This window comes from Maribacter luteus, assembly GCF_009674825.1.
GTDB classification, from domain to species: domain Bacteria; phylum Bacteroidota; class Bacteroidia; order Flavobacteriales; family Flavobacteriaceae; genus Maribacter_A; species Maribacter_A luteus.
This window is the reverse complement of the sequence record NZ_WKJH01000002.1, coordinates 101,607-122,772: the sequence shown is the minus strand read 5'-3', so window position 1 is coordinate 122,772 and position 21,166 is coordinate 101,607. Positions and strand designations below refer to the sequence as shown.

At 40.0% G+C, this 21,166-nt stretch carries 12 protein-coding genes; 4 read left to right on the top strand and 8 right to left on the bottom strand.

The window, feature by feature from the left end; translation table 11 throughout:
• Positions 1–48 precede the first annotated feature (48 nt).
• The 8 genes from GJ691_RS03735 to GJ691_RS03700 all read right to left on the bottom strand — a co-directional run bounded on the left by GJ691_RS03735 (position 49) and on the right by GJ691_RS03700 (position 16,769).
• Positions 49–6,099, bottom strand: coding sequence for an alpha-2-macroglobulin family protein (locus GJ691_RS03735; RefSeq protein ID WP_179955020.1), 6,051 nt, complete (start codon positions 6,097–6,099; stop codon positions 49–51).
• 116 nt (positions 6,100–6,215) lie between these two features.
• The gene (locus GJ691_RS03730) at positions 6,216–7,001 is read right to left on the bottom strand and encodes an SDR family oxidoreductase (RefSeq protein WP_154363914.1); all 786 of its coding nucleotides are present in this window, start codon (positions 6,999–7,001) and stop codon (positions 6,216–6,218) included.
• 86 nt (positions 7,002–7,087) lie between these two features.
• On the bottom strand, positions 7,088–9,166 hold the full coding sequence (locus GJ691_RS03725) for a prolyl oligopeptidase family serine peptidase (protein ID WP_154363912.1): 2,079 nt from the start codon (positions 9,164–9,166) through the stop codon (positions 7,088–7,090).
• Positions 9,167–9,176: 10 nt separating this feature from the next.
• Positions 9,177–9,491, bottom strand: coding sequence for a cupin domain-containing protein (locus tag GJ691_RS03720; RefSeq protein WP_154363910.1), 315 nt, complete (start codon positions 9,489–9,491; stop codon positions 9,177–9,179).
• A gap of 121 nt (positions 9,492–9,612) precedes the next feature.
• Positions 9,613–10,665, bottom strand: a complete 1,053-nt coding sequence (locus GJ691_RS03715; RefSeq protein WP_154363908.1) for a hypothetical protein — start codon at positions 10,663–10,665, stop codon at positions 9,613–9,615.
• A 153-nt stretch (positions 10,666–10,818) separates the two neighbouring features.
• A complete protein-coding gene (locus GJ691_RS03710; protein ID WP_154363906.1) occupies positions 10,819–12,939 on the bottom strand; it encodes an OmpA family protein in 2,121 nt (706 codons plus the stop codon).
• 2 nt (positions 12,940–12,941) lie between these two features.
• Positions 12,942–13,880 (bottom strand): PorP/SprF family type IX secretion system membrane protein, encoded by a 939-nt coding sequence (locus GJ691_RS03705; protein WP_154363904.1) that lies wholly within the window; start codon positions 13,878–13,880, stop codon positions 12,942–12,944.
• Positions 13,881–13,883: 3 nt separating this feature from the next.
• The gene (locus GJ691_RS03700) at positions 13,884–16,769 is read right to left on the bottom strand and encodes a T9SS type B sorting domain-containing protein (RefSeq protein WP_154363902.1); all 2,886 of its coding nucleotides are present in this window, start codon (positions 16,767–16,769) and stop codon (positions 13,884–13,886) included.
• Between the two features lie 257 nt (positions 16,770–17,026).
• On the opposite strand from GJ691_RS03700, the gene GJ691_RS03695 reads away from it, so the two are divergent.
• The 4 genes from GJ691_RS03695 to GJ691_RS03680 are packed head-to-tail and all read left to right on the top strand — an operon-like array spanning position 17,027 to position 21,135.
• Positions 17,027–18,388: a UDP-N-acetylmuramate--L-alanine ligase gene (locus GJ691_RS03695; RefSeq protein ID WP_154363900.1), complete on the top strand. Its 1,362-nt coding sequence runs from the start codon at positions 17,027–17,029 to the stop codon at positions 18,386–18,388.
• A 55-nt stretch (positions 18,389–18,443) separates the two neighbouring features.
• Positions 18,444–19,142 (top strand): RadC family protein, encoded by a 699-nt coding sequence (radC, locus tag GJ691_RS03690; protein ID WP_154363898.1) that lies wholly within the window; start codon positions 18,444–18,446, stop codon positions 19,140–19,142.
• 15 nt (positions 19,143–19,157) lie between these two features.
• A complete protein-coding gene (locus GJ691_RS03685) occupies positions 19,158–20,453 on the top strand; it encodes a polysaccharide deacetylase family protein (protein WP_179955019.1) in 1,296 nt (431 codons plus the stop codon).
• Complete coding sequence (locus tag GJ691_RS03680; protein ID WP_154363896.1) at positions 20,446–21,135, top strand: YjjG family noncanonical pyrimidine nucleotidase; 690 nt, start codon at positions 20,446–20,448, stop codon at positions 21,133–21,135. The genes GJ691_RS03685 and GJ691_RS03680 overlap by 8 nt, the downstream gene beginning before the upstream one ends.
• The last annotated feature ends 31 nt before the right edge of the window (positions 21,136–21,166 follow it).

The window sequence follows — 21,166 nt, the reverse complement described above, 5'->3', positions numbered from 1 at the left end:
CATTACCCAAAAGCTAATGGCCAACAGCCAATAGCTAGCAGCCAATAGCTAATTGTCCACCTCAATACGAATCCCTTCCGAATGGCTACTGAACTCAGGGGCATACATGCTTTGGATGGTCGTAATCCCATTACTGAAGTTACCGGCATTGTTCACCCTAAGATCATATTCGAATACATAAACACCTTTTGGTAAATAGTCGAAAAAGAAATTGGTACTTGCATCTTTCGTGCTTTCATAATAGCCGAGTCCATCTTGCCATTTATATCGGGAAAGTACATTTGTAGGTTCCAGACCGGCTGCTCGCATATCTTTCATATGAACGAATTCCATATTCCGGTCAGAGCGCAGCTCTATACGTACCCGTACAAGATCCCCTACCTTTAAAGCTGTTTTAGGGGTTATTTCTGAAATTTCCTCACCGGTATCGGTATGGTTCCTTAAAAACAATTTCTTTTTTAGTTGTAAAGGGGTTTTGGCCGATGTTATTTTATCCAAGTCCTCAAAATACTGCCAGTAAAGTGCGCCCCAAGCAATACCCTTCCCTTTTTTGGTAAGTTGTACGCTTCCTAAATCTGAGGTGATTTCATTGTTGGCCCAGGATGTTTTGTAATAACCTGTACCGGCTTCAACACGTACATTTTCCATTTTTGAAGGTTCTATTTTTTTACCACCGACCAAAACATCCACGGCATCTGTGACCGGGAGCCAATCACTACCTTGGAGTAATAGGGAGTAAACTGCATCGGTCGTTGCTTTGGTGGTTTTCCATTGATTGGTCTGTTTGTTCTTCAATAACCATATTTTAAGATTGTCGATGGTGGTAATGTCATTTTCGATTTCCGAAAATGCTTCAATCAGTAATGCCTGGGTCTCAATTGGGGCTTGGTGCCAATACCAAGATCCAGTATTTTCTTTCCAGTACATACCCATTTCCTCTGAATTTATACTGTTTTCCTTCAGGGAACGTAGAATTTTGGCAGCAGTTGATCGTTCATTGTTCCTGTGTAACACCAAAGCCAATATCCCTTTGGCATATAGACTTCTTTTGGTCCAATACTTTTTGGCCTGACCATTGTAATATTCCATGATATTCGCAACCTTTTTGGAGGTTTTGATATCATCGAAGAAACTTCGCATGTACAGATAATGCAATTGTGTATAGCTCAAGTGATCATCATTGATATCGGTCGCATATTTTTTCATTTGTTCATATTCCTCAAGGAACTCATTATCTAAATAGCGAACGGCCTTAATAACCATTTCGTGCTGCTTTTTGTCTTCATTGGTTACTACCGAAAGCCTTTTTAAATGACCAAGACCTGTAATGATATGTTGTGTTATAAAACGGTTTTCCCTTCCACCTTTAAACCATGCCCATGCCCCATTGGACATTTGGTTTTGTCGGAGTTTGTTCAAGGCATTGGCTTGTTCTTCTTTCATCTTGTTCATATTGAACAATAGGGCAATGCGTTTTTTCTGTTCGGTTTCCGATTGGGCATCCCGTAGCCAGGGAGTTTCCTGAATCAAGAGTGCCTTCAATTCTTGGTTCTTTTCCAAATTACCCAATAACGCATCTGAATTGGCCCATTGGTCAAAAACCTCACGAATACGTGGTGAACTATTTGCGATATGACTGGCCAATGAGTTCGCGTAATATCTTGAAAAAACCTGTTCGTTGCAATCATAAGGGTACTCCATAAGGTAGGGGAGTGCCTGAACGGCATACCATGCAGGGTTAGAGGTTATTTCTAAGGTAAGTTTATGGTTTTTGAGCGTAGTTGAGGTATTGTCTTTCAATTTATCCAAAGTAAAAGTCTTGGTTTGGTTGCTTCGAACCCACATGGGTAAGGTTTCGGTTACGAGCATACGGTTGGTCAAAACCGGGAGCATATTTTGTTCTCCATCACTGAAATCACCGGCTTTTGCAATGATTTTAAATTGTAGGGCCTGCAGGTCTGCAGGAATCTTAAGCTGCCAAGAAACTTGGGTGTTCCCCAGTGAATCCACCGAAAAAGAAACCTGTTTTGTTCCTGTTTTTGAGTCGGAAAGTAAAAGTTCTGTAGAAATTTCTTTTCCGGAAATGGCATCGATCAGTTCTATAAATGCCTGTCCCTCCAATTTGCTCTCAGTAAGATTGGCGATTTTGGTACTTATGGTAATCTTGTCCCCTTCACGAAGAAAACGGGGCACATTGGGTGTAACCATTAATTCCTTTTGAGTAACGGTCTTCAAGGTGCTCATCGCACTTTGTAAGGACTTGGTATGGGCCAAGAGTTGTAATTTCCATTGGGTCAAAGCTTCGGGTGTGGTAAAGCTGAATGATACATTGCCCTCCTCGTCGGTTTGCAATTGGGGAAAGAAAAATGCCGTTTCCTGCAGGTTTGTTCGTACTTGGACATCTTCCTTTTCTTTTTCCTTGCTTTTTGCTTCAGGTGCGTTTATTTCTTCAATACCTGCAGCATAACCGGCTAGATCGGATTCAGCCACAATTTCCTCATTCAAAGCTTCCCCTTCGGCCATGTCCATTGCCATCATGGGAGCGGCACTTCTCATAACCTTTTTTCGAAGGTACATACCATAGTTATACCCAAAATGCAGACCAAACCAATTAAAGGAGTCATAGTGTTGGGGGGTATACCAATTTTCATGGGATTGGTCGTTGTGGACCAAAAATGAGGCATTCCCAAAACTTTGGTATGCATTACTGTTATAGTTAGAATAATAGTAGGGCTTATGTATGGGATAAAAACTCCAGTAGTGGCTTCTAAAAGTATCCAAAGAGGCATCGTACATACTGGCCAGAACTTCGGCAGATACCTTTTCTCCTTCGGGTCCTTTTATTTTAAAACTCCATGTTTCATCGGTTCCTGGTTTTATCTTGTTCCTAAAGGTCAAGGTTTCTATTTCCAAATCGGTTTTGGGATAAGGAACCGTAATGGGCAGGGTGTTCGAAATAAAGGAGTTGTAGGCTGAAAAACCATAGTTAATTGAAAATCCGCCTAAATCGCCATGCTCAACTGGGATTTTAATGGTTTTTGAATTGTTGTTGAGGCGAATTATTCGGGTGTCGATAATCTTTCGGTCTTTCTCTATTGCCAATGTTACCGCCAAATTTTCCGCACTTGATGATAGCGTTATGGTAGCTGTTTCCCCGATTACGTATTGATCCTTATTGGTATTGATCCTGAAAAGTTGATGGTCTGCCAGTGTTTTGTCCTTTTCACTGAAAAGGGTCGTATGGGTAAGGTCTTTTACCGTTTGTCCAAATTTATCCTTGGTTTCAAGGGTTATTCGGTATTTCCCCGAAATCCATTTTTTAATGCTGCCAAGGTTTATTTCATTGGAAGAACCTGTATCGAAAGATTTTCCCATTACCAATTGCCCGTTTTTCCATTGGGTCTGGTCATTTTCGTTTGTATAAGCATCATGCGGATAAAGCCTTCTAAATTCCTCTTCGGTGAAACCGGCATAATCCGGGGCTTCCCAAGGCCTATTTCGCAATACGTGGGCAGGGGATTTTAGCTTGTATATTTTCAGGGTCCCCTTTGCAGGTACGGATTGACCGTTAAGGTTATGGGTGTATACGGTAATTGTATGGTCTTTTTTATCCTTATCCATGGTTTCGCCAACCACGATGTTAGCGGTTAACGTATGGTACCCTACGCGGACAGTGGTCGTAGCACTATGTGTTTCCCCGTTAATATCGGTAACGTCTGCGCTTATTTCATAATTGAAAACGGGCATACTTTCCCTATCGGCCGATTTGTCGGGAATGGCCATAAATTTAACTTCATAGTTCCCGGAAGCATCAGTAGTCGTTTCTCCATGGGTTATTTCTTGGGGAGAGCTATTGAAATAAGGTCGGAACCAATAATACCATCTCGGGAAATTCACGATACGTTTTACCCTATAGGTTACTTTGGCGTCGGTTATAGCGCTTCCGGCATAGGCCATGGCCTTCCCTGAAACCACTACGCTATCATTGACTTTTACCGATGTGGTTATTGGGTTAAAAGACGTTTCGAATTTTGGGCGTTTGTACTCTTCCACAGAGAAATTCACAGCTCCATTTATATTAATGGCCTTTGAACGTACTTGCAGAGAATAATTACCAGTGAGTCCGTTATTGGGTAGGATGAATTCCCCCGTAAATGAACCAAATTCATTGGTCGTTGATTCTTGTAAGCTTATCTCTTGGTAATTGGCGTCACGCAATGCAACCGTTATTGTTGTATTCGGTTGTATTTTGGATTCACCATTTTGTCCGGAAATGGCAATAGCCTTATAAAATAAGGGTTGCCCCGGTCTATAGATGCTTCTATCGGTAAATAAAAAGGCATTGTAATTTATATTCGACTTGTTGCTTGTATTTCTTTTTTGATTGATAAAATACTCCCCAAAATACGCTGTATCATCCCCTGAGGTTATCGTGGTATGAATGCGGGTCCATTGTTTATTGGGTAACGCAATTTTCACTTGGCCCTGATCATCGGTGACGAAGGATTTTGTCAAGGTTTTTCCGTCGTAATTTTCTCGATAAGAAAACTTTACTTTTACCTGTTTTTTGGGTTGGCCATTGTTCCTGTCGATAACTTGAAAACGATGTTCGGATGTGGAGCGGGTCTCGACCAAGGCCAAATCGGTAACCTGAATATCGGAATAGGCAAATGAAGTACTTTCATCTTTTGGTGTTGCCAGGACAACGTAAATGCCGTTGTTCAGCTCAGGGATAAGAACCTCAGTACTATGGTTTTGATAATCGCCCTCGTTTTTTAAATCAGTATCCCATGATTTCACCAATTTCAATTTTTTGATGAAGTCAAGTTTCTTGGGTTCTGGGTACAATGAATTCAGTTTTTCCAGATCTGAGCCGGTAATCGTATAGGCAGAAAGTTTTAACCCTTTAATGTTTTTGTAATTGACCAATATCCGGGCTGGTCGGTTAATGGGGATAAAACGTTCCGCCGTTAGTTGTAGGTTGGTTTCAAGAATGTTGGACTTAAGGTCCTTGGCTTTATCGGCTGCTTTGCCTTTTGGGGATTCCTTTATGATGTCATCGCATATGGCAACGGCCTCTTTCAATTTCCATTGATGTTCATTGTTGGTTTTGGCTTGGTACGTTCTTCCCCATTGTTGGTACAAATAAGCGACTTCATATTGGTAAAGATTTGCAACCTTAACGTTGGCGATTCCGGAGGAAGAATTCTGTAAAACTTCCAGATAGTGTAATTCTTTATCTGGGAAAATCGCATTTTGATGTACATATTTAAGGCGTTCAATATCTACATCGACCATTGCCATTAGATTGTTATTGCTGAGGTGAAAACCAATTAATTTCTGGTATACTTCAAGCGCTTTTGCCTGTAGGGAGGTTTTGTCCTCTGTGTTTACCTTTACTTTTATAAATTCATGGGCCTCACATAAAAGGGAAGGATCACTGATTTCAAATTTGTACGCAGGTCGGGTGATGTTCGTTTCTTGTGTCTTATAAAATTCCAACGCCGTATGGGCCAGAATATCAAATAGTGTAGGGCGATAGGTTTCCGAACCTTTTTGGTCGTTTATGATCTCTTTAAAACTTTCGACTCCAATCTCTTGTAAGGCCTTGGGATTAGTCAGGGAATTACCGAAGTGATGTTTTATCTCTTGAAAAAGAGTCGTAACATCCCACGTTCTATAATCCACCGAATCTATTTTGGTTTCAGTCTTGGTCCTATTGTAAAATTGATACCTGTTTTGTTGAAAATATTGCCAATATAGATTGGCCAAATAGCTTTCCAAAACATTTTTGGTGGGGGATTCCGCCTTCGATATTTCCTGTTTGAAATCATTGATAATTGTCAATTGGGCATCTTCCTCGAGTGTAAGTGCGTATTTGGAGGTATATAAGAGTGACTTTATGATTTGACCGGAATTGTTTTCTTTTTTCGCCTTTTTCGATATTTTCCGTACGACTTCCAAGGCAGATTTGGTTAAATCTTCCTTTTCGAATTGGGCAACATCCCCCCATAACACATCGTACGATTCATTATTTTTTTGGGAGTGCGTCATTTGTGAAAACAAGATTACCGTTAATACTACAATGAGATTTTTCATAAGTATAAAATTACAGAACAAAACTGAGCAAAATCAATGCCAATCAAAATGATAAATGAGGGAATGATACTATTACGTTAGGGAATAGGAATCACCTACCATAGTTTGGCCAATGTCTATAGACTTTTCAATAGTCCCCCATCAATCGGGATTTGGGTACCTGTTATATATGCGGCTTGATCTGAAGCTAAGAAGGTGGCAAGGAATCCATATTCCTTTGGGTCCCCGATTCTCCTGACCGGTACTCTGGCTTCCATTTCAGCAAGGACTTCATTCTCGGGAATACCTAGCTGTTCCGCTTTTTTAGCGTTTAATTGGGCTATGCGTTCGGTATCAAAATAACCCGTAAGAACGCTGTTCACGGTAATTTGATATGGGCCTACATCCGAAGCCAAGGTTTTGGCCCATGTAACCAATGCCGCCCTAATGGAATTTGATAGGGCCAAATAACTTAGGGGTTCCTTAACCGAAACCGAAGCTACATTGATGATACGGCCCCATCGGTTCTTGATCATATGCTCCAAGGCCAATTCCGTTGTAAAAACGACACTTTTGAAAAGCAGGTCGAACGCTGTTTGGTAATCATCTATATGCACGTCCATTGCCCCACCGGCTTTGGGTCCTTGTGTATTATTGACCAAAATATCAATGGTATTGTTTTGAAAATAACGTGTAATAGTGGTTTTATATGCTTCAAGATCATTGAAGTCTACCACTAGATAATCATGGTGTTGGCCGTTATGGGTGGGCAATGAAGCAATGATATCCTTCAATTTTTCCTCGGTCCTTGCCATTAGTGTTACACGGGCACCGCTATTGGCCAATTGTTCTGCAATGGCCTTTCCTATTCCTCGGCTACTGCCGCCGACCAATGCGTTTTTACCTATTAGTGAAATGTTCATATAAGCAATTAATTTATTGAATATAAGTATAAGTTAGATTGAATATTTTTAAAAGCTCTACTGCAGGAGTATTGGATATTTAAAATTTATAATTCATTGTTGAAAAAGAGCATTGCCGAAAAAGTTTCTAGTGGAATATAGTGCCCTTCGTCCTCGTAAACATCCAAGAGATAGGTACGTTTTGGATCGGGGTAGTAATTCTGCAACAATGCAATATACTTGGCCGTATCGTACAGAGGAATTTGTTCGTCCAATGCTCCTGACATCATCAACGTACTTGGGTAAACTGTGTTCTTTTTAAAATTAATTACAGGGTCAAGCGCCATGAGTGATTTGAATCCCTCAATGGTTTTCATGTCACCGAAATCATAATCGTGGTCACTGGCATCATAGTTTTTTTGATACGCCAATCTCAAGGGGTTTAAAGTGGGAACTGCCCCGACAAAGGCCTTGAACATATCAGGGTTTTCGTTAACTGCCATTCCCGCGGTAATGCCCCCGGCACTGGAACACCACACCCCCAATCTGTCTTTGTCGACATAACCTTGGTCCTTTAAATATTGGGAGCACCACAAGAGATCCTTCCAAGAATTGGATTTTTTTTCCTTGATTCCGTCTTTATACCATTTCAGTCCTTTTTCCGCCCCGCCCCTTACATGGGCAACAGCGAAAACGTTTCCCTTGGAAACGAAATCCAAAAGGGGCATTTCGTAAAAAGGTTCCACTGAGAAACCATAAGCCCCATAGGCATAAACGACCCCCTTACCTTTGCTGTCCTGTTTTTTCCCCCTGTTTCTGACTATGGTCATCGGGACCATAGTACCGTCATGGGATTCTACCTCTATGATCTCCGTAATGATATCGTTAAAGGATTCAGGGGTTTGCCTGGTTAGGTTATCAAGGGGCTTTATCTCCAATGAATCGTTGATACTTAAAAAGGAAAGGTCGTATTTCCAATCGTTCTTAATTATTGTTATTTCATTTGACGTGGTGGATGTATGGTAAAATTGAATATCGGAAATAGGGTAATCCAGTTCTATTATTTCAGATTTCCCTTGGTTATCTACATAATATAAAGTCTCATCCGACCCGTTTTTCGAAGTAATGGCATAAACATTTTTTTCGGAAACCGCATAATCGGTAATGGTCATCTCTTCTTTTTCCGGTTTGAATAGAACCACGTCCTTGGTGGGGTCGCCCATTGATTCCAATGTTGATCTCACCAATGTTTTTTTTCCTCCCTTATATCTAAGGAAATACATATTGTCACCCCTTTGTTTTGGCCAATATAATATGCTGTCTTTTTGGCCATATATATATTCCCAGGTATAATCCGATTCTATATTGGAAATATCCGCGCTATATCCCGTAAAATGTTCGCTTGCGGTAATGACGAACGCCTGTAGTTTGTTCGATCCGACGGATATGTCCGGGCGTAAAAAATCCTCGGGATCATAATCTTTGACCTGACCCCCGTCGAATATGACCTTTATGGCCCCGGTACGGATATCGGCCATGGCTATATAGGAATTCCGTGTATCTTCAGTGTGCGGCCATCCGGTATATACGATATGGTCCGTCGAGGCCCATACGGCCCAAGAGGCCTGCTGCATGTTCATGTCCTTGTCCGTTTGGAATAATGTATCGCCGCTTTCGGTGGAGATCACCTTTAAAAAATCCCCCTTTTCATCACTGATGAAAAGTATGAATTTTGAACCGTCGGGGTGGGGGGAATAAAAATGGACGGTATTGTCCATTGAGGTGGAAAAAACCGGTATTTCACCCTTACCTGAAGAATCACTTTTAAATAGCACCTGTGTGCTATCGTTGTCCAACCAATAAAAATTATGCTCTTTGTATGCTTCGTACCAGTAACGATTGTAATCATCCCCTACATATAGATCGCTAAAATAATTGAAGGCGCTCTCTCTATCCACAGATTTATAATAATCGGCCGTAAGACTGTCTTGTTTCAGGAACCAATTTTGGTTAACCTCTTTTTTGATGTCTTCTAAATTGGAGTAGTCGTTATTATATTTGATACCGAATTCTTCAACATCTGTTCTACTGTTATCTATCTTAGGATAGTTTATTGTTTTAGAAATTTCTTGTTTACAGGACAATAATAAACAGAAAGAAAATAAGGAAAATAAAAATCTATTCATAAGTTAATTTTCAAATTTTATATTCTTCTCGTGTGGGGCTAAAAACATCCATTAGTTTACAAGGTGTCAATGCCTTGCCGCTATGGGGTACATTCGGGGCAATGATTACCAAATCTCCTGGAATATACACATCGGTAACTCCATCTAAAGTAAATTCAAAGGTACCCTCGATAACATGCATGATCTGTTCGTTCATATGGGAATGCTCGGGTACTTCCGCATCTTTTTCCACTTCCCAAAAGGCGATGGACATGTTTTCGGAGTGCACCAATTTACCATGGTAACCGGGCATTATTTCTTTGGAAGGGATATTGGATAGGTTCATATTGATTTTTCTTTTCTACTTTAAAGGCTAAATCTAAAAGTATTAGTAGATTAATTCATATTCACTTGCCTTTCGATTTTGCGCTAGAGTCTTCATTAAGTTTACGTATTGCTGTAAACAGTTAATTCAATTTTTTAATTGATTTGTCAATAAATGCAATAGTTCCTTGTGAATTAATATATGTGCCTATTACTTGATATTTATATGATTTCTGGCTGTCAGTAAATAATAGTGTTAAATTAGAAGTATCTCCATTTTTTTTAGCGATATAACTAGCGTCTATTCTTTTTCCGGTTAGTAAAAGACTGTCTTTAGGAAATACCCATTGGTTGTTTAAATTATTATTTTCAATATAGCCTTCGAAGGTTATAGGTTTTCCATTATTGATGATGCTAAGTCCGTGAATATGGAAATCAATTTCAAGTTTTGGTGCTTCTAGTTCATCTTTTGTCAAGATATTTACCAACCGTTTAGCTCTAAATTCATTTATATTTGATATTAATGTATCTAAATTGTTCTTTGATATTTTTGACCGAACTAATTTATTTTGAGCAAACGTACTATAGAAAACATTGTCTAATGTACTAGTCGTAAATGTGTCTAATTTTTTTGGTAATTTACTTAAATAGTACACTTCATCTACTATTGAGTCAACTCGTCTAAAGGACTTTGAAGGACTTTTGTTCTGGTTGATAATAAGATAAAAAGGAGGATTCAATTTATTCAATTTTTCCTTAAGAACTAATATTTTTTCTTGTTTGGATTTTTTGCTTTTATAATCTCTGTAATAGAATTTACCATAGGTAATTAATAAATAGGTGGAAATCGAAAGAAAGATTAAAATTGGAAAGGAAAAAGTATAAATTGGGTAATTGGTTTTTTTAATTCTACTTTCTATTTTGTATTTAACAGAGTTGATATCATATAGTTTTCCGTCCTTTTTTCTTAATGTCCATATCTTTCCAATTGGAAAAATCGGAATGTACATAAAATGAAAATACTCAATTCGTTTTTCAACTTGAAGAACTTTTATATCCGATTTTTTACTATTCCATAAATCAAGACCAGTAAATGGTATGTTGAATTCATCTGTATTCTCAAGTAGAAAGTCAAACAGTTCAATTTCATATTTTTTCTTAAAAACGCTTCTAAATCCAATTCTTAGTCTAGACAATTTTCTGTGAGGTTTATTTGTATTTATTCACTAACGAAGATATAAAGAATACCGAAAGAAATAAAAAAGCCCCAAGCCATATATGACTTGGGGCAAAATCCGGGGTGAATGTTATCTTATTGTTTTATTCCAGGACTCGGCAATTGGGATGCGTTATTCCCATTTGACCACTATGAGTTCACACCTTCTGTTCCATTCATGATCTTCTTCAGAACAGCTTTCCTCGGTTTCACATTTTACGATAGGTTGTGATTCCCCATATCCTTTTGCGATGACACGTTCTTTCGCAATTCCGTTTTTGACCATGAATTCCTTGGCAGAGTCGGCCCGTTTCTGCGAAAGATCACGATTGTATTCCGCATTGCCTCGAATATCGGTATGTGTGCCTATTTCTATGACCATGCCAGGGTTTTGTTTCATTATGGTAATGACTTTCGCCAATCGCTCCCGCGATTCGCGCCGTAAATACCAAAGGCTATAATCGAAATGGATTTCTTCTGTTTTGATGACAATCCGTTCTTTATCCTTAACAATGGCATCTTCTTTGGCAATTATGGCATCAATCTTTTTGAGGCGCTCACGCTCCTTTTGTGCTTGTTCGGCCTTTTGTTTAATGGTATTTTCTTTCTCTTTTTGAAGGCGTGCCAATTCGGCGACTTTCTCTTGTTCTTCCAGTCTTTTTTTCTCTGTCAATGCCTCTTTTTCCGCCGCCTCTTTTTGGGCTTCCCGTTTTTGAATGGAATAGAGCGCTAATGAGCCGTCTTTTGTCGCATCCCTTTCGGTATCGGTGATAATAGTCTTTGAATTGTCTTCATAACCTTCCTTAAAAGCTTTTAATTGATATTCAGAGGTACACGATACTTCGAATTTGAAAGAAGCATTAGTAGTGGTAGTTATCTTTTCAATTAGATTTCCATCAGCATCCTTAAGTTCTATGGTTGCATTGGCTAATGGAATTTTTGTTGTTTTGTCGGTAATGATTCCGGCAATGAACTGTTTGCAATCTTCGATGATGAGCGGTTTGGTTTCCGAGAAGGAATAAATGTCATCACTACCTTTTCCACCGGGGCGATTAGATGAGAAATATCCGGTATTCGAATTAGGATCCAGTGACAATGAAAAATCATCATAACCGCTATTCACCGGTAATCCTAGGTTATCGGGTTTCTTAAAGTTTCCATTTTTGGATTTAGATAAGAAAACATCCAACAATCCAAAACCTGGGTGGCCGTTAGAGGCAAAATATAGATTGCCGTTTTCATCAATAAATGGGAATTGCTCTTTTTTATCGGTATTGATTTTCTTACCTAGATTTTGCGGGGTTCCGAAGAAACCATCCTTTTGAATACTTACGACATAAAGATCAAAAGACCCGAAACCTCCTTTACGATCCGATGCGAAATAGAGTTTTGTTCCGTCAGGACTCAAAGCAGGGTGTTCCGTGGAGAAATCATCACCGTTAAAAGGTAAAGGGGTAACATTTTTCCAAGCCCCCTCAATAAATTCCGCACGATAGATCTTAAGGTTGCTTATCTTATCGTCCTCGGTTTTTTGCTTGCTGTTTCTGGTAAAATAGATTGTTTTACGGTCTTTGGTAATCGCATAGGTACCCTCGTGCAATTTTGAATTGATGGTACTGCTCAATGAAACGCTAAGACTATCCCCCATGGTTAGTTTGTCTATGGGATGACTGTAAATATCAAGGTATTTTTCGTTGTTCCAGCGATATAATTTCGGTAGACCTATTGCGTGTTTTCGGGATGCACTATACACCAAGTTGGCATCTATGCGTGCCGCACCGAATTCCGATGTAGACGTATTTATGTTGAGATTTTCTATGTTGAATCGTTCCCCGATGGCACGTACGTTTTCAATATAGTTGAAGTCTTCCTGCGAAGTAAGAACCTTGTCAGGCTTACCTTTTACCGTATAAAAATCGATGAGCGTATTGTTTGCTTTTTCGTATTCACCTATTGCCTTGAGGGATTGGTTCAGTTTAAAATAATAGCTTTCATCAATACTCTCACCATAATTGGAAGTTAGATAGCCGTACCATCGGGCCGCTGCCTTCATGTTGAACGTATGGTAATAACAATCCGCCAGGTTTTTTATGAGTTTTGAGCTTTTGTTTCTCGGGAGCAATTGCTCATAAAGTGGAATGGCATCGCTATAATAAGCGCGTTCAAAATAAGTGTTTGCCCGTTTAAGTTCTTGTTGGCCATAGGTTTGCACCGTAAGACCCAGAATAAACAATATGAAGAGTGTTTTTTTCATGTTTAGTAGAATCTTGGTGATTTGTCGTATCCTTTGCCTAGGCCAAGTAAATCGAGGTTAAAAAGAACAAATATTTCGTGGGAACCGGAACTGTACGTACTCAGGTTCGATAGTGTGTAATCATAAGCATAGCCTATTCGTAATCCCGGTGTGGCCGCAATATTGAACATGGCACTTACCGAATCTTCCAAACGATAGGATAATCCGCCTTCAAAACGGTCCAAGAAAAGAGCGTTGAGTGAAACATCGAAAGTCAATGGAGAACCTTGTACCATTTTAGCGAGTACCGAAGTTTTTATTTTCACGTCCGTATTCAATTCATAAACATAACCAGAGGTCATAAAAACATGGATGTTCTCTGAACCAATACGATTAATGCCGTTTTTGTTCTCTAGATGTTTTGTGGTTAGCAGGTTGGGGGCGGAGATTCCTGCATAAAAATGCTCACGATGGTAAAAAGCACCGATACCAATATTCGGGAAAGTGCTGTTCATGTTTTCATTGAAAGCGGGGTCATCCTGAAATTCAGGAAGCATAAAACCGTTGAAATTGGTCTCAAAAGTGGTAATACCACCTTTAAGGCCCAATGAGAGATTACTTTTTTCATCCAATTTCAATATATAAGCAAAATCAGCATAGATGTTGTTTTCCTTTAGGGCACCATCACCGATATCGTCAGTAATGAAAGAAAGGCCCATTTCAATTTTATCGTTCATAGGGGCATGTGCGAAAAATGTAAGTGTTTTGGGACTGCCCACGGCATTTTTCCATTGTGATCGGTATAGTGCACCTAAATTGAGCATACCCACTTCATTGGTGGTATAGGCTGGGTTTACAACGCTCATGTTGTACATGTACTGTGTGTATTGAGGGTCTTGTTGCCCATAGCCCATGGCACACACTAATATCAGGAAAATAAAATAATGGTGTATTTTTTTCATGGTTTAGCGGTTGAGGTACAATCTGCCCTGAACTGGGGTGTGACCTTCTTTGTTATAGTCAATAATGTAGAAATACACGCCGTTCGGGGCGGTGTTGTTTCCGTTTTTCCCGTTCCAAGCGGGTTTGTTCCTATCTCCTTTGAACAAGGATGTGCCATAGCGGTTTAGTATTTCCAAGGTGAATTCGGGAAAGATGACTTCGATGTTTGGTACGAAAAAAGTATCATTGCGGCCATCTCCGTTTGGTGAAAATCCGTCAGGGATGAAAAAACCGTAATCCTCGGGTTCACAGTTCGTAAGGTCAATGGTAATGGCCATTCGTTCAGGGTTCATACAACCCGTATCCGGATTGTAGCTTTCCGCATAATACGTAGTACCTGTAGTCAATAAAGTGCTATCGTCCAAAGGAGTGCCATTTTCGGGTGTATTATACCAAAGCACGGTATAAGAAGAATCGCTCTCGGCTTCACGTAAATCTGTAATCGTAGGATCGTCCAATCCGCAAAGCGGCAATGTGGAAAATTCCAAAGTGGCCGCTTCAAGTTCATATACAGTGGGTATGATCTCTATTCTCTCCGAACTTTGGCAAAGCCCGTTAATTTCTGTTGCGGCATAGTAACTTTTTCCATTGGTAAGGGCGGTGTCATTGCTCAGTGCTGTTCCGCCGTTGGCGGATTCGTACCATACAATTTCCCCGCTGCTGGATACGCTGGTAATCAAATCGGTCACTGTCGGATTTTCAGAACCACAAAAAGTAGGGTTTCCAACCAGTAAGGTGGGCGATTCCGGGTCAGAAAGGTTAACGGTAACTTGAATTCTGTCAGAACCTTCACAGTTGTTGTTCGGGTCTATGTTCGATATAAAATAATCTTCACCATCGACAAGTTCGGTATCCAACGGAAGAATATCCATATCGGTAGCAGTGTCATAAAATAACATTTCACCATTGGCGCTTACTATGATATCCTGTAGGGTTGGTAATCCTGGTGAATATTCGGCCAAACAAAATGTTTGTACAGCTTCGGCTTCAGGTAAGGCCGGCACACCTTCAACGGCAAATTTTTCACTTATCTCAAAATCAAATTCCGTTCTACATGGAGTGGTATCGTTCTGCGTGCTCTTTACGGTTACCGTATAATTGCCCTGTTCAAGGGTGGTAACATCAATTTCATAGTCCGCGGTACCACCATTAAAATTTATCGAGTTATTAATAAGTACGGTATTTGTCTCTTGGGAGATTACTTCGTAGGTCACTTCATATGCACCGTCATCCAGAGTAGGGGCACTGACCATTACATCTATACTGGTAGCATTGCAAGAATTATCGACCAGAAGATTCAAATCAATTGCTTCGGGTATGGCCGTGATCATTGCCGAATCGGTTATTTCACAATCCAATGGAAAACCGTTTTCCACCTCAAAATTAAAAGTGTGTTCCCCAGTTTCCAGAATTTGGGTAGCAGGAACGGTGAAGTTCGCACGACCAGAACTAAAAGCGATGGCATTCGCTTGGTGCACGGTTTCAGTGCCACTTGGTGCGGTTATCGTATAATTGACATCATAGGTGCCATTGGCCAAATTGTATGACGGGTCAAAGATATCGCTCAAGATAACTGAAACGGAATTTGCTTCACAAGCATCGGTTACATCTACCATGGGGTCCGTTTCAATGAACTGTATGGGCGATACCTGAATGTCCGGACAAACATCCTCTCCTAAAGATATAATGGAAAGGGTAGTGGTCTCGTTCGTCTGTACAAGAATGGCATCAATTTGAAATGAGCCGGTTTTGTCATTGTTCAGTATCAAGGCAGTGGTTTCCGAATTTGTTCCACTTGCGGAACTTAATCCGTAAGTGACGGAATAGGTGCCATTGCCGATCAAGGTATCGTCATAATCGGTGATATCTATTCGATATTTAGTGTCGCCCGAACAGAAATTGGATGCGTTCATTGTTGCGATCAATGTAGGCAGTATCGTTATTTCTACTTGGGTTCTATGAATGTCGCATACCGCATGTGAAGGGTAAACGGTGTAAGTGAAAGTGAAAGTGCCATAAGTATGGCGATCCCTAATCGCTTGTATGTCTATATTTTGGTCGGTAAGGTCGGATAATTGATCCGTATTTGGTCCTTCGGACCAAGTCCCGTTTATATCTTCGTCTTCAAGCAGGCCATTTAAATTAAAATCCGTATAACCTGATAGGTCATCTGTTGTACAGACCGTTAGATTTGAACCGATACCTGAATTGGCAGGTCTTTGTACTTCTAAAATTAATCGTGCCTGACGGCTAGGACAAGGACCAACAGCGGGTACGGTATGCGTAAATTCGTATATACCAGGACCAGCCGATGCCGCATCGAAAAAGTTGAGTGATAAATAAGGGGCCGCTTCTGGTGTCACGGCATCCCACGTACCATTGAAATCTTGGAATTTACCTTCTGTTTCATCACCAATATAACCGTGTAGATTTACTCTGGGGTCGTCACCACATGCATCTGCTGAACCATCGATATTGTCTTCCCCGGGGTATCCGCCCAAATTGATCGTAATGGTTGCGGATTCCACGCTTCCACTACAATCATTCGTATAAGTGAACTCATGTTGGCCAGAATTTTTAACATCCCAAAGATTTAGGATACCGGTGTTTCGGTCTAACGCATAAAAATTAGCGGGATCGTTCGTAGACCATGTGCCTCCGGTAGTGGGACTACCTCCTAATTGGGTAAAAAGGTCAAATGTTTTGTTGGTCTCATCGGCATCTTTTGTGCATATGGTCACCGTGTTGTCGGTACCTGCGCATTGTGCCATGGTTTTTGTTGAGAAGAGCAATATGCAAAGCACGAAAGCTAATTGCAATATGGTCCTCATAAAATTTAAATTGGTCATTCTATGTTGTTAATGGTAAAATGGATTTTACCCAAGAACAAATGTATATCGGTGATTAAGTGTGGTCTAATAAATGTTGTAAACGAATGCATATGAAGGGTGAATCTTACAAAAACAGTAGCTAGATTTTTTAAAATTTGTGTATTTCATCGAAAAAAGGTCGGTTTTGGGGGTAATTTGAATAGATGTACAGGAGTAGGTTTTGAGGTTTTTTTTCGGGACGGCAATGCCTATCTTTGCCTCATAATTAGATTTTCATGCAAATACATTTTATCGCCATAGGAGGTAGTGCCATGCACAATCTTGCCTTAGCGCTTCACCATAAAGGATATATCATTTCAGGAAGTGATGATATCATTTTTGAACCTTCAAAAACCAGGTTGGCCGAAAAAAATCTACTCCCGAAGGAGTTTGGTTGGTTTCCTGATAAAATACATACGGGATTGGATGCCGTTATTCTTGGGATGCATGCCAAACCGGATAACCCTGAGTTATTAAAGGCACAGGAATTAGGTGTTACCATTTATTCCTATCCTGAATTCCTATATGAGCAATCAAAGAACAAAACCCGTGTGGTCATTGGGGGCAGTCATGGGAAGACGACCATTACCTCGATGATCTTACATGTATTGAATTATCATGGTATCGAAGTCGATTATATGGTCGGTGCCCAATTGGATGGGTTTGACCGTATGGTACATTTGACCGAGGAGAACGATTTCATTGTTTTGGAAGGGGATGAGTACCTTTCCTCACCAATAGACAGAAGGCCTAAATTCCATCTTTACAAACCTAATATCGTTTTGTTGAGTGGTATTGCTTGGGACCATATTAACGTGTTTCCTACTTTTGAGAACTACGTGGAACAATTTCAGATTTTCGTTGATAGTATCGTTAAGGGAGGAAGTGTTACATATAATGAGGAGGATCCTGAAGTGAAAAAGGTAGTCGAAGCCTCAGAAAATACAATCAGAAAGTTACCTTACCGTACTCCGGAGTATTCCGTAGAAGATGGGCAAACACTGCTTGAAACACCGGAAGGTCCTATGCCTATAGAGGTATTCGGGAAGCATAACCTGAGTAATTTGGCCGGTGCTAAGTGGATCTGTCAGAACATGGGGGTCGATGAGGATGATTTTTATGAGGCCATCGGTACGTTTTCAGGGGCATCTAAACGTTTGGAAAAAATTGCCGAATCAAATACAGCGGTTGTGTATAAGGATTTTGCACACTCACCTAGTAAGGTGATGGCCACTACCAATGCGGTAAAGGAGCAGTATCCGGATAGAAAGGTAATCGCTTGTCTGGAACTGCATACCTATAGTAGCTTCAATGCCGGTTTTCTAAAGGAATATAAAGGAGCGTTGGATGCTGCCGATGAAGCGGTTGTTTTCTTTTTACCGGAATCGGTAAAGATCAAAAAACTGAAAGAAGTTACTCCGGAACAAATTTCAGAAGCTTTTGATCGGGATGATTTAAAAATCTTCACCGAATCCGAGGCCTTTAAAGATTTCGTGTTTGGTCAGGATTATGATAATTCCGTTTTATTATTGATGAGTTCGGGTAATTATGGTGGGCTGGATCTCTCATCGGTAAAAGCATTGGTTCAAGGTCATTAAATATCTTTTTACAGGTATTTTCGTATCGAAATTATTTGTTGACTATCTTTAACAAATGCAAGACAAGCCAACTTCCTTTTCCATAAAGCACTGGTCAGATGATGATAAGCCAAGGGAAAAATTGGTTCAAAAGGGTAAATCCGTTTTATCCGATGCTGAACTGATCGCTATTTTGATCGGGTCGGGTAGTAGGGATGAAAGTGCAGTTGAGCTTTCAAAACGAATATTGGCTTCTGTGAACAATAACCTTAATGAATTGGGGAAACTCTCCATTAAACAGTTGATGCAATTCAAGGGAATTGGGGAAGCTAAAGCCGTTACCATTGCCGCCGCTTTGGAAATAGGCCGAAGACGAAGAGGGGAAGATGCCCAGAAAATCACAAAAATATCCAGTAGTAAGGATGCTTTTGAACTTTTACAACCCCATTTGGGCGAATTGCCCCATGAGGAATTTTGGATCGTGTACCTGAACAATTCCAATAAAGTAATTCACATGGCACAATTGAGCAAAGGGGGTATTACGGGAACATTGGTAGATGTTCGCTTGGTCATGAAACAGGCATTGGAGTTAGGGGCTGTCGGACTTATTTTGGCACATAACCACCCATCTGGGGGGTTAAAACCGAGTAATGCCGATAAACAATTGACACAAAAACTTAAGAATGCCGCCTTGGCCTTGGATATAAAAATATTGGACCATTTGATCATTACCCAAAAGGATTACTTTAGTTTTGCCGATCAATCTATTTTATAAATACTTAGGACATAAATGTTACTGATCTATACGCATAAAATTACACCACGGTTTAGTTACGTTATGCGCCAGGTATTTACCAGGATACTTGGGATAAAGGTATCCTATACCACAAAGGTCGAAGACTTTATCAAGCATTCAGGGGCTAAGATCACCTATACCAAACAACCTTTGCAAAACGAGTTCTTTGTGAGGAGCAACGATCTTCTTTTTGAACAAGGTATCAATGATATCCAAATCAATGTTTCCGATTGGGAAGGTGTTCCCTGTTTTTTTTCTACGGGTGAGAACAGTGCCCTGCCTTTCGACATATTTTCTGCCAGTTTCTATTTGCTGTCAAGGTATGAGGAGTACTTGCCCCATGTAAAGGATATGCATGGTAGGTTTTCCCCAAAGGATAGTTTAGCGTACCAAAATAATTTCCTTACCCTTCCTGTTGTAGATATTTGGGCGAATAAATTATTGGATAGGTTACTCGAGCGTTTTCCTGATATGGAAGTCAAAAAACCAACCTATAAATACACTTCGATCATCGATGTTACCACTTCCCATTGCTATGCGCACCGTGGATTTACCCGCAGTCTTGCAGGTTTTTTACTCGATTTGGCCAATTTTAGGCTAAAACGTTTATATGAAAGGGTCGTGGTCTGGTTCAATCCTAAGAAAGATCCTTATGATAATTTTGATTTCCTTATTCAAAAAAGAAAGGAATACGATCTTAACTGTAAGTTCTTTTTTCAGTTCGCTTCATATTCCACCTATGACAAGAACGTTTCCCCCAATAATAACAATTTTCGCTTTTTGATAAAATCAATAGCCGATTATTGTAAGGTTTCGTTGGCTGCAAGCTATAGTTCGTTCAATGATGTTGAATTATTGAGGAAAGAGAAAAAGGACCTTTCGAACGTAATCAATAGGCAGGTTGATTATGTGAGGATGCGATATAATAGGGTAGATGTGCCACAGACCTATAGAAATTTGGTCGATGCTGAGTTCACTGACGATTTTACCATGGGATATACCCATGAAATAGGCTTTAGGGCCGGTACTTCATTTCCTTTTTATCTGTATGATATCAATATGGAATTACAACAGCCTATTAGGGTACATTCTTTTGCATTTCAGGATTACGCCCTTCAGGATGAAGCGTCTTTACATAGTATTTTAGAGAAGGTAAAGGCATTGTACCAAGAAGTGAAAAAAGTAAATGGAGCATTGATTACGGTATTTTCTAACGAGATTTTAGGTGATGAACACCATATAGATTGGAAAGAAACCTATGAGGAAATAATAAAGAACTACCATGTATAACGAAAAGGTTTCAGATGTTTTTTTTGACTTGGATCATACCCTGTGGGACTTTGAAAAGAATTCGGCACTTACTTTTGAGCGAATCTTGAAAGCCAATCAGGTCGATGTTGACCTTAATGACTTTCTTGAGATATATATCCCCATAAACCTTGCTTATTGGAAACTCTATAGGGATGAAAAAGTCACCAAATCAGAATTGCGATACCAACGATTGAAAAAAGTATTCGATAAATTGAAATATGGGGTGTCAGATGATACGATCGATCAACTGGCAATAGATTATATAGAAAACCTCTCGACTTTCAACCATCTTTTTCCCAATGCGATCGAGGTGCTCGAGTATTTGAAGCCAAAATACAAATTGCATATTATTACGAACGGGTTTCATGAAGTACAGGAAAGGAAGCTGAAGAACGCCCATATCCGTGATTTTTTCGATCAGGTAGTGAACTCGGAAATGGCCGGAGTTAAAAAACCGAATCCATTGATTTTTGAACTGGCATTGGAAAAGGCAAAAACCACCTCAGAAAAGGCCGTGATGATCGGTGATAGTTTAGAGGCCGATATCCTTGGGGCCAAGGCGGTAGGGCTCCAAACCTTACACTTTAACGCACATAACGAGCCAGACCACGAAATTTGTCAAATGATTCATGATTTGGGTGAAATAAAAAGTTATTTGTAGAGTTATACATAGTATAACATTATATGCTTTT

Bases quoted from the DNA above. Each gene is read 5' to 3' on its own strand.
- GJ691_RS03735 (WP_179955020.1), bottom strand. From the start codon at position 6,099: ATGAAAAATCTCATTGTAGTATTAACGGTAATCTTGTTTTCACAAATG.
- GJ691_RS03730 (WP_154363914.1), bottom strand. From the start codon at position 7,001: ATGAACATTTCACTAATAGGTAAAAACGCATTGGTCGGCGGCAGTAGC.
- GJ691_RS03725 (WP_154363912.1), bottom strand. From the start codon at position 9,166: ATGAATAGATTTTTATTTTCCTTATTTTCTTTCTGTTTATTATTGTCC.
- GJ691_RS03720 (WP_154363910.1), bottom strand. From the start codon at position 9,491: ATGAACCTATCCAATATCCCTTCCAAAGAAATAATGCCCGGTTACCAT.
- GJ691_RS03710 (WP_154363906.1), bottom strand. From the start codon at position 12,939: ATGAAAAAAACACTCTTCATATTGTTTATTCTGGGTCTTACGGTGCAA.
- GJ691_RS03705 (WP_154363904.1), bottom strand. From the start codon at position 13,880: ATGAAAAAAATACACCATTATTTTATTTTCCTGATATTAGTGTGTGCC.
- GJ691_RS03700 (WP_154363902.1), bottom strand. From the start codon at position 16,769: ATGACCAATTTAAATTTTATGAGGACCATATTGCAATTAGCTTTCGTG.
- GJ691_RS03695 (WP_154363900.1), top strand. From the start codon at position 17,027: ATGCAAATACATTTTATCGCCATAGGAGGTAGTGCCATGCACAATCTT.
- radC (WP_154363898.1), top strand. From the start codon at position 18,444: ATGCAAGACAAGCCAACTTCCTTTTCCATAAAGCACTGGTCAGATGAT.
- GJ691_RS03685 (WP_179955019.1), top strand. From the start codon at position 19,158: ATGTTACTGATCTATACGCATAAAATTACACCACGGTTTAGTTACGTT.
- GJ691_RS03680 (WP_154363896.1), top strand. From the start codon at position 20,446: ATGTATAACGAAAAGGTTTCAGATGTTTTTTTTGACTTGGATCATACC.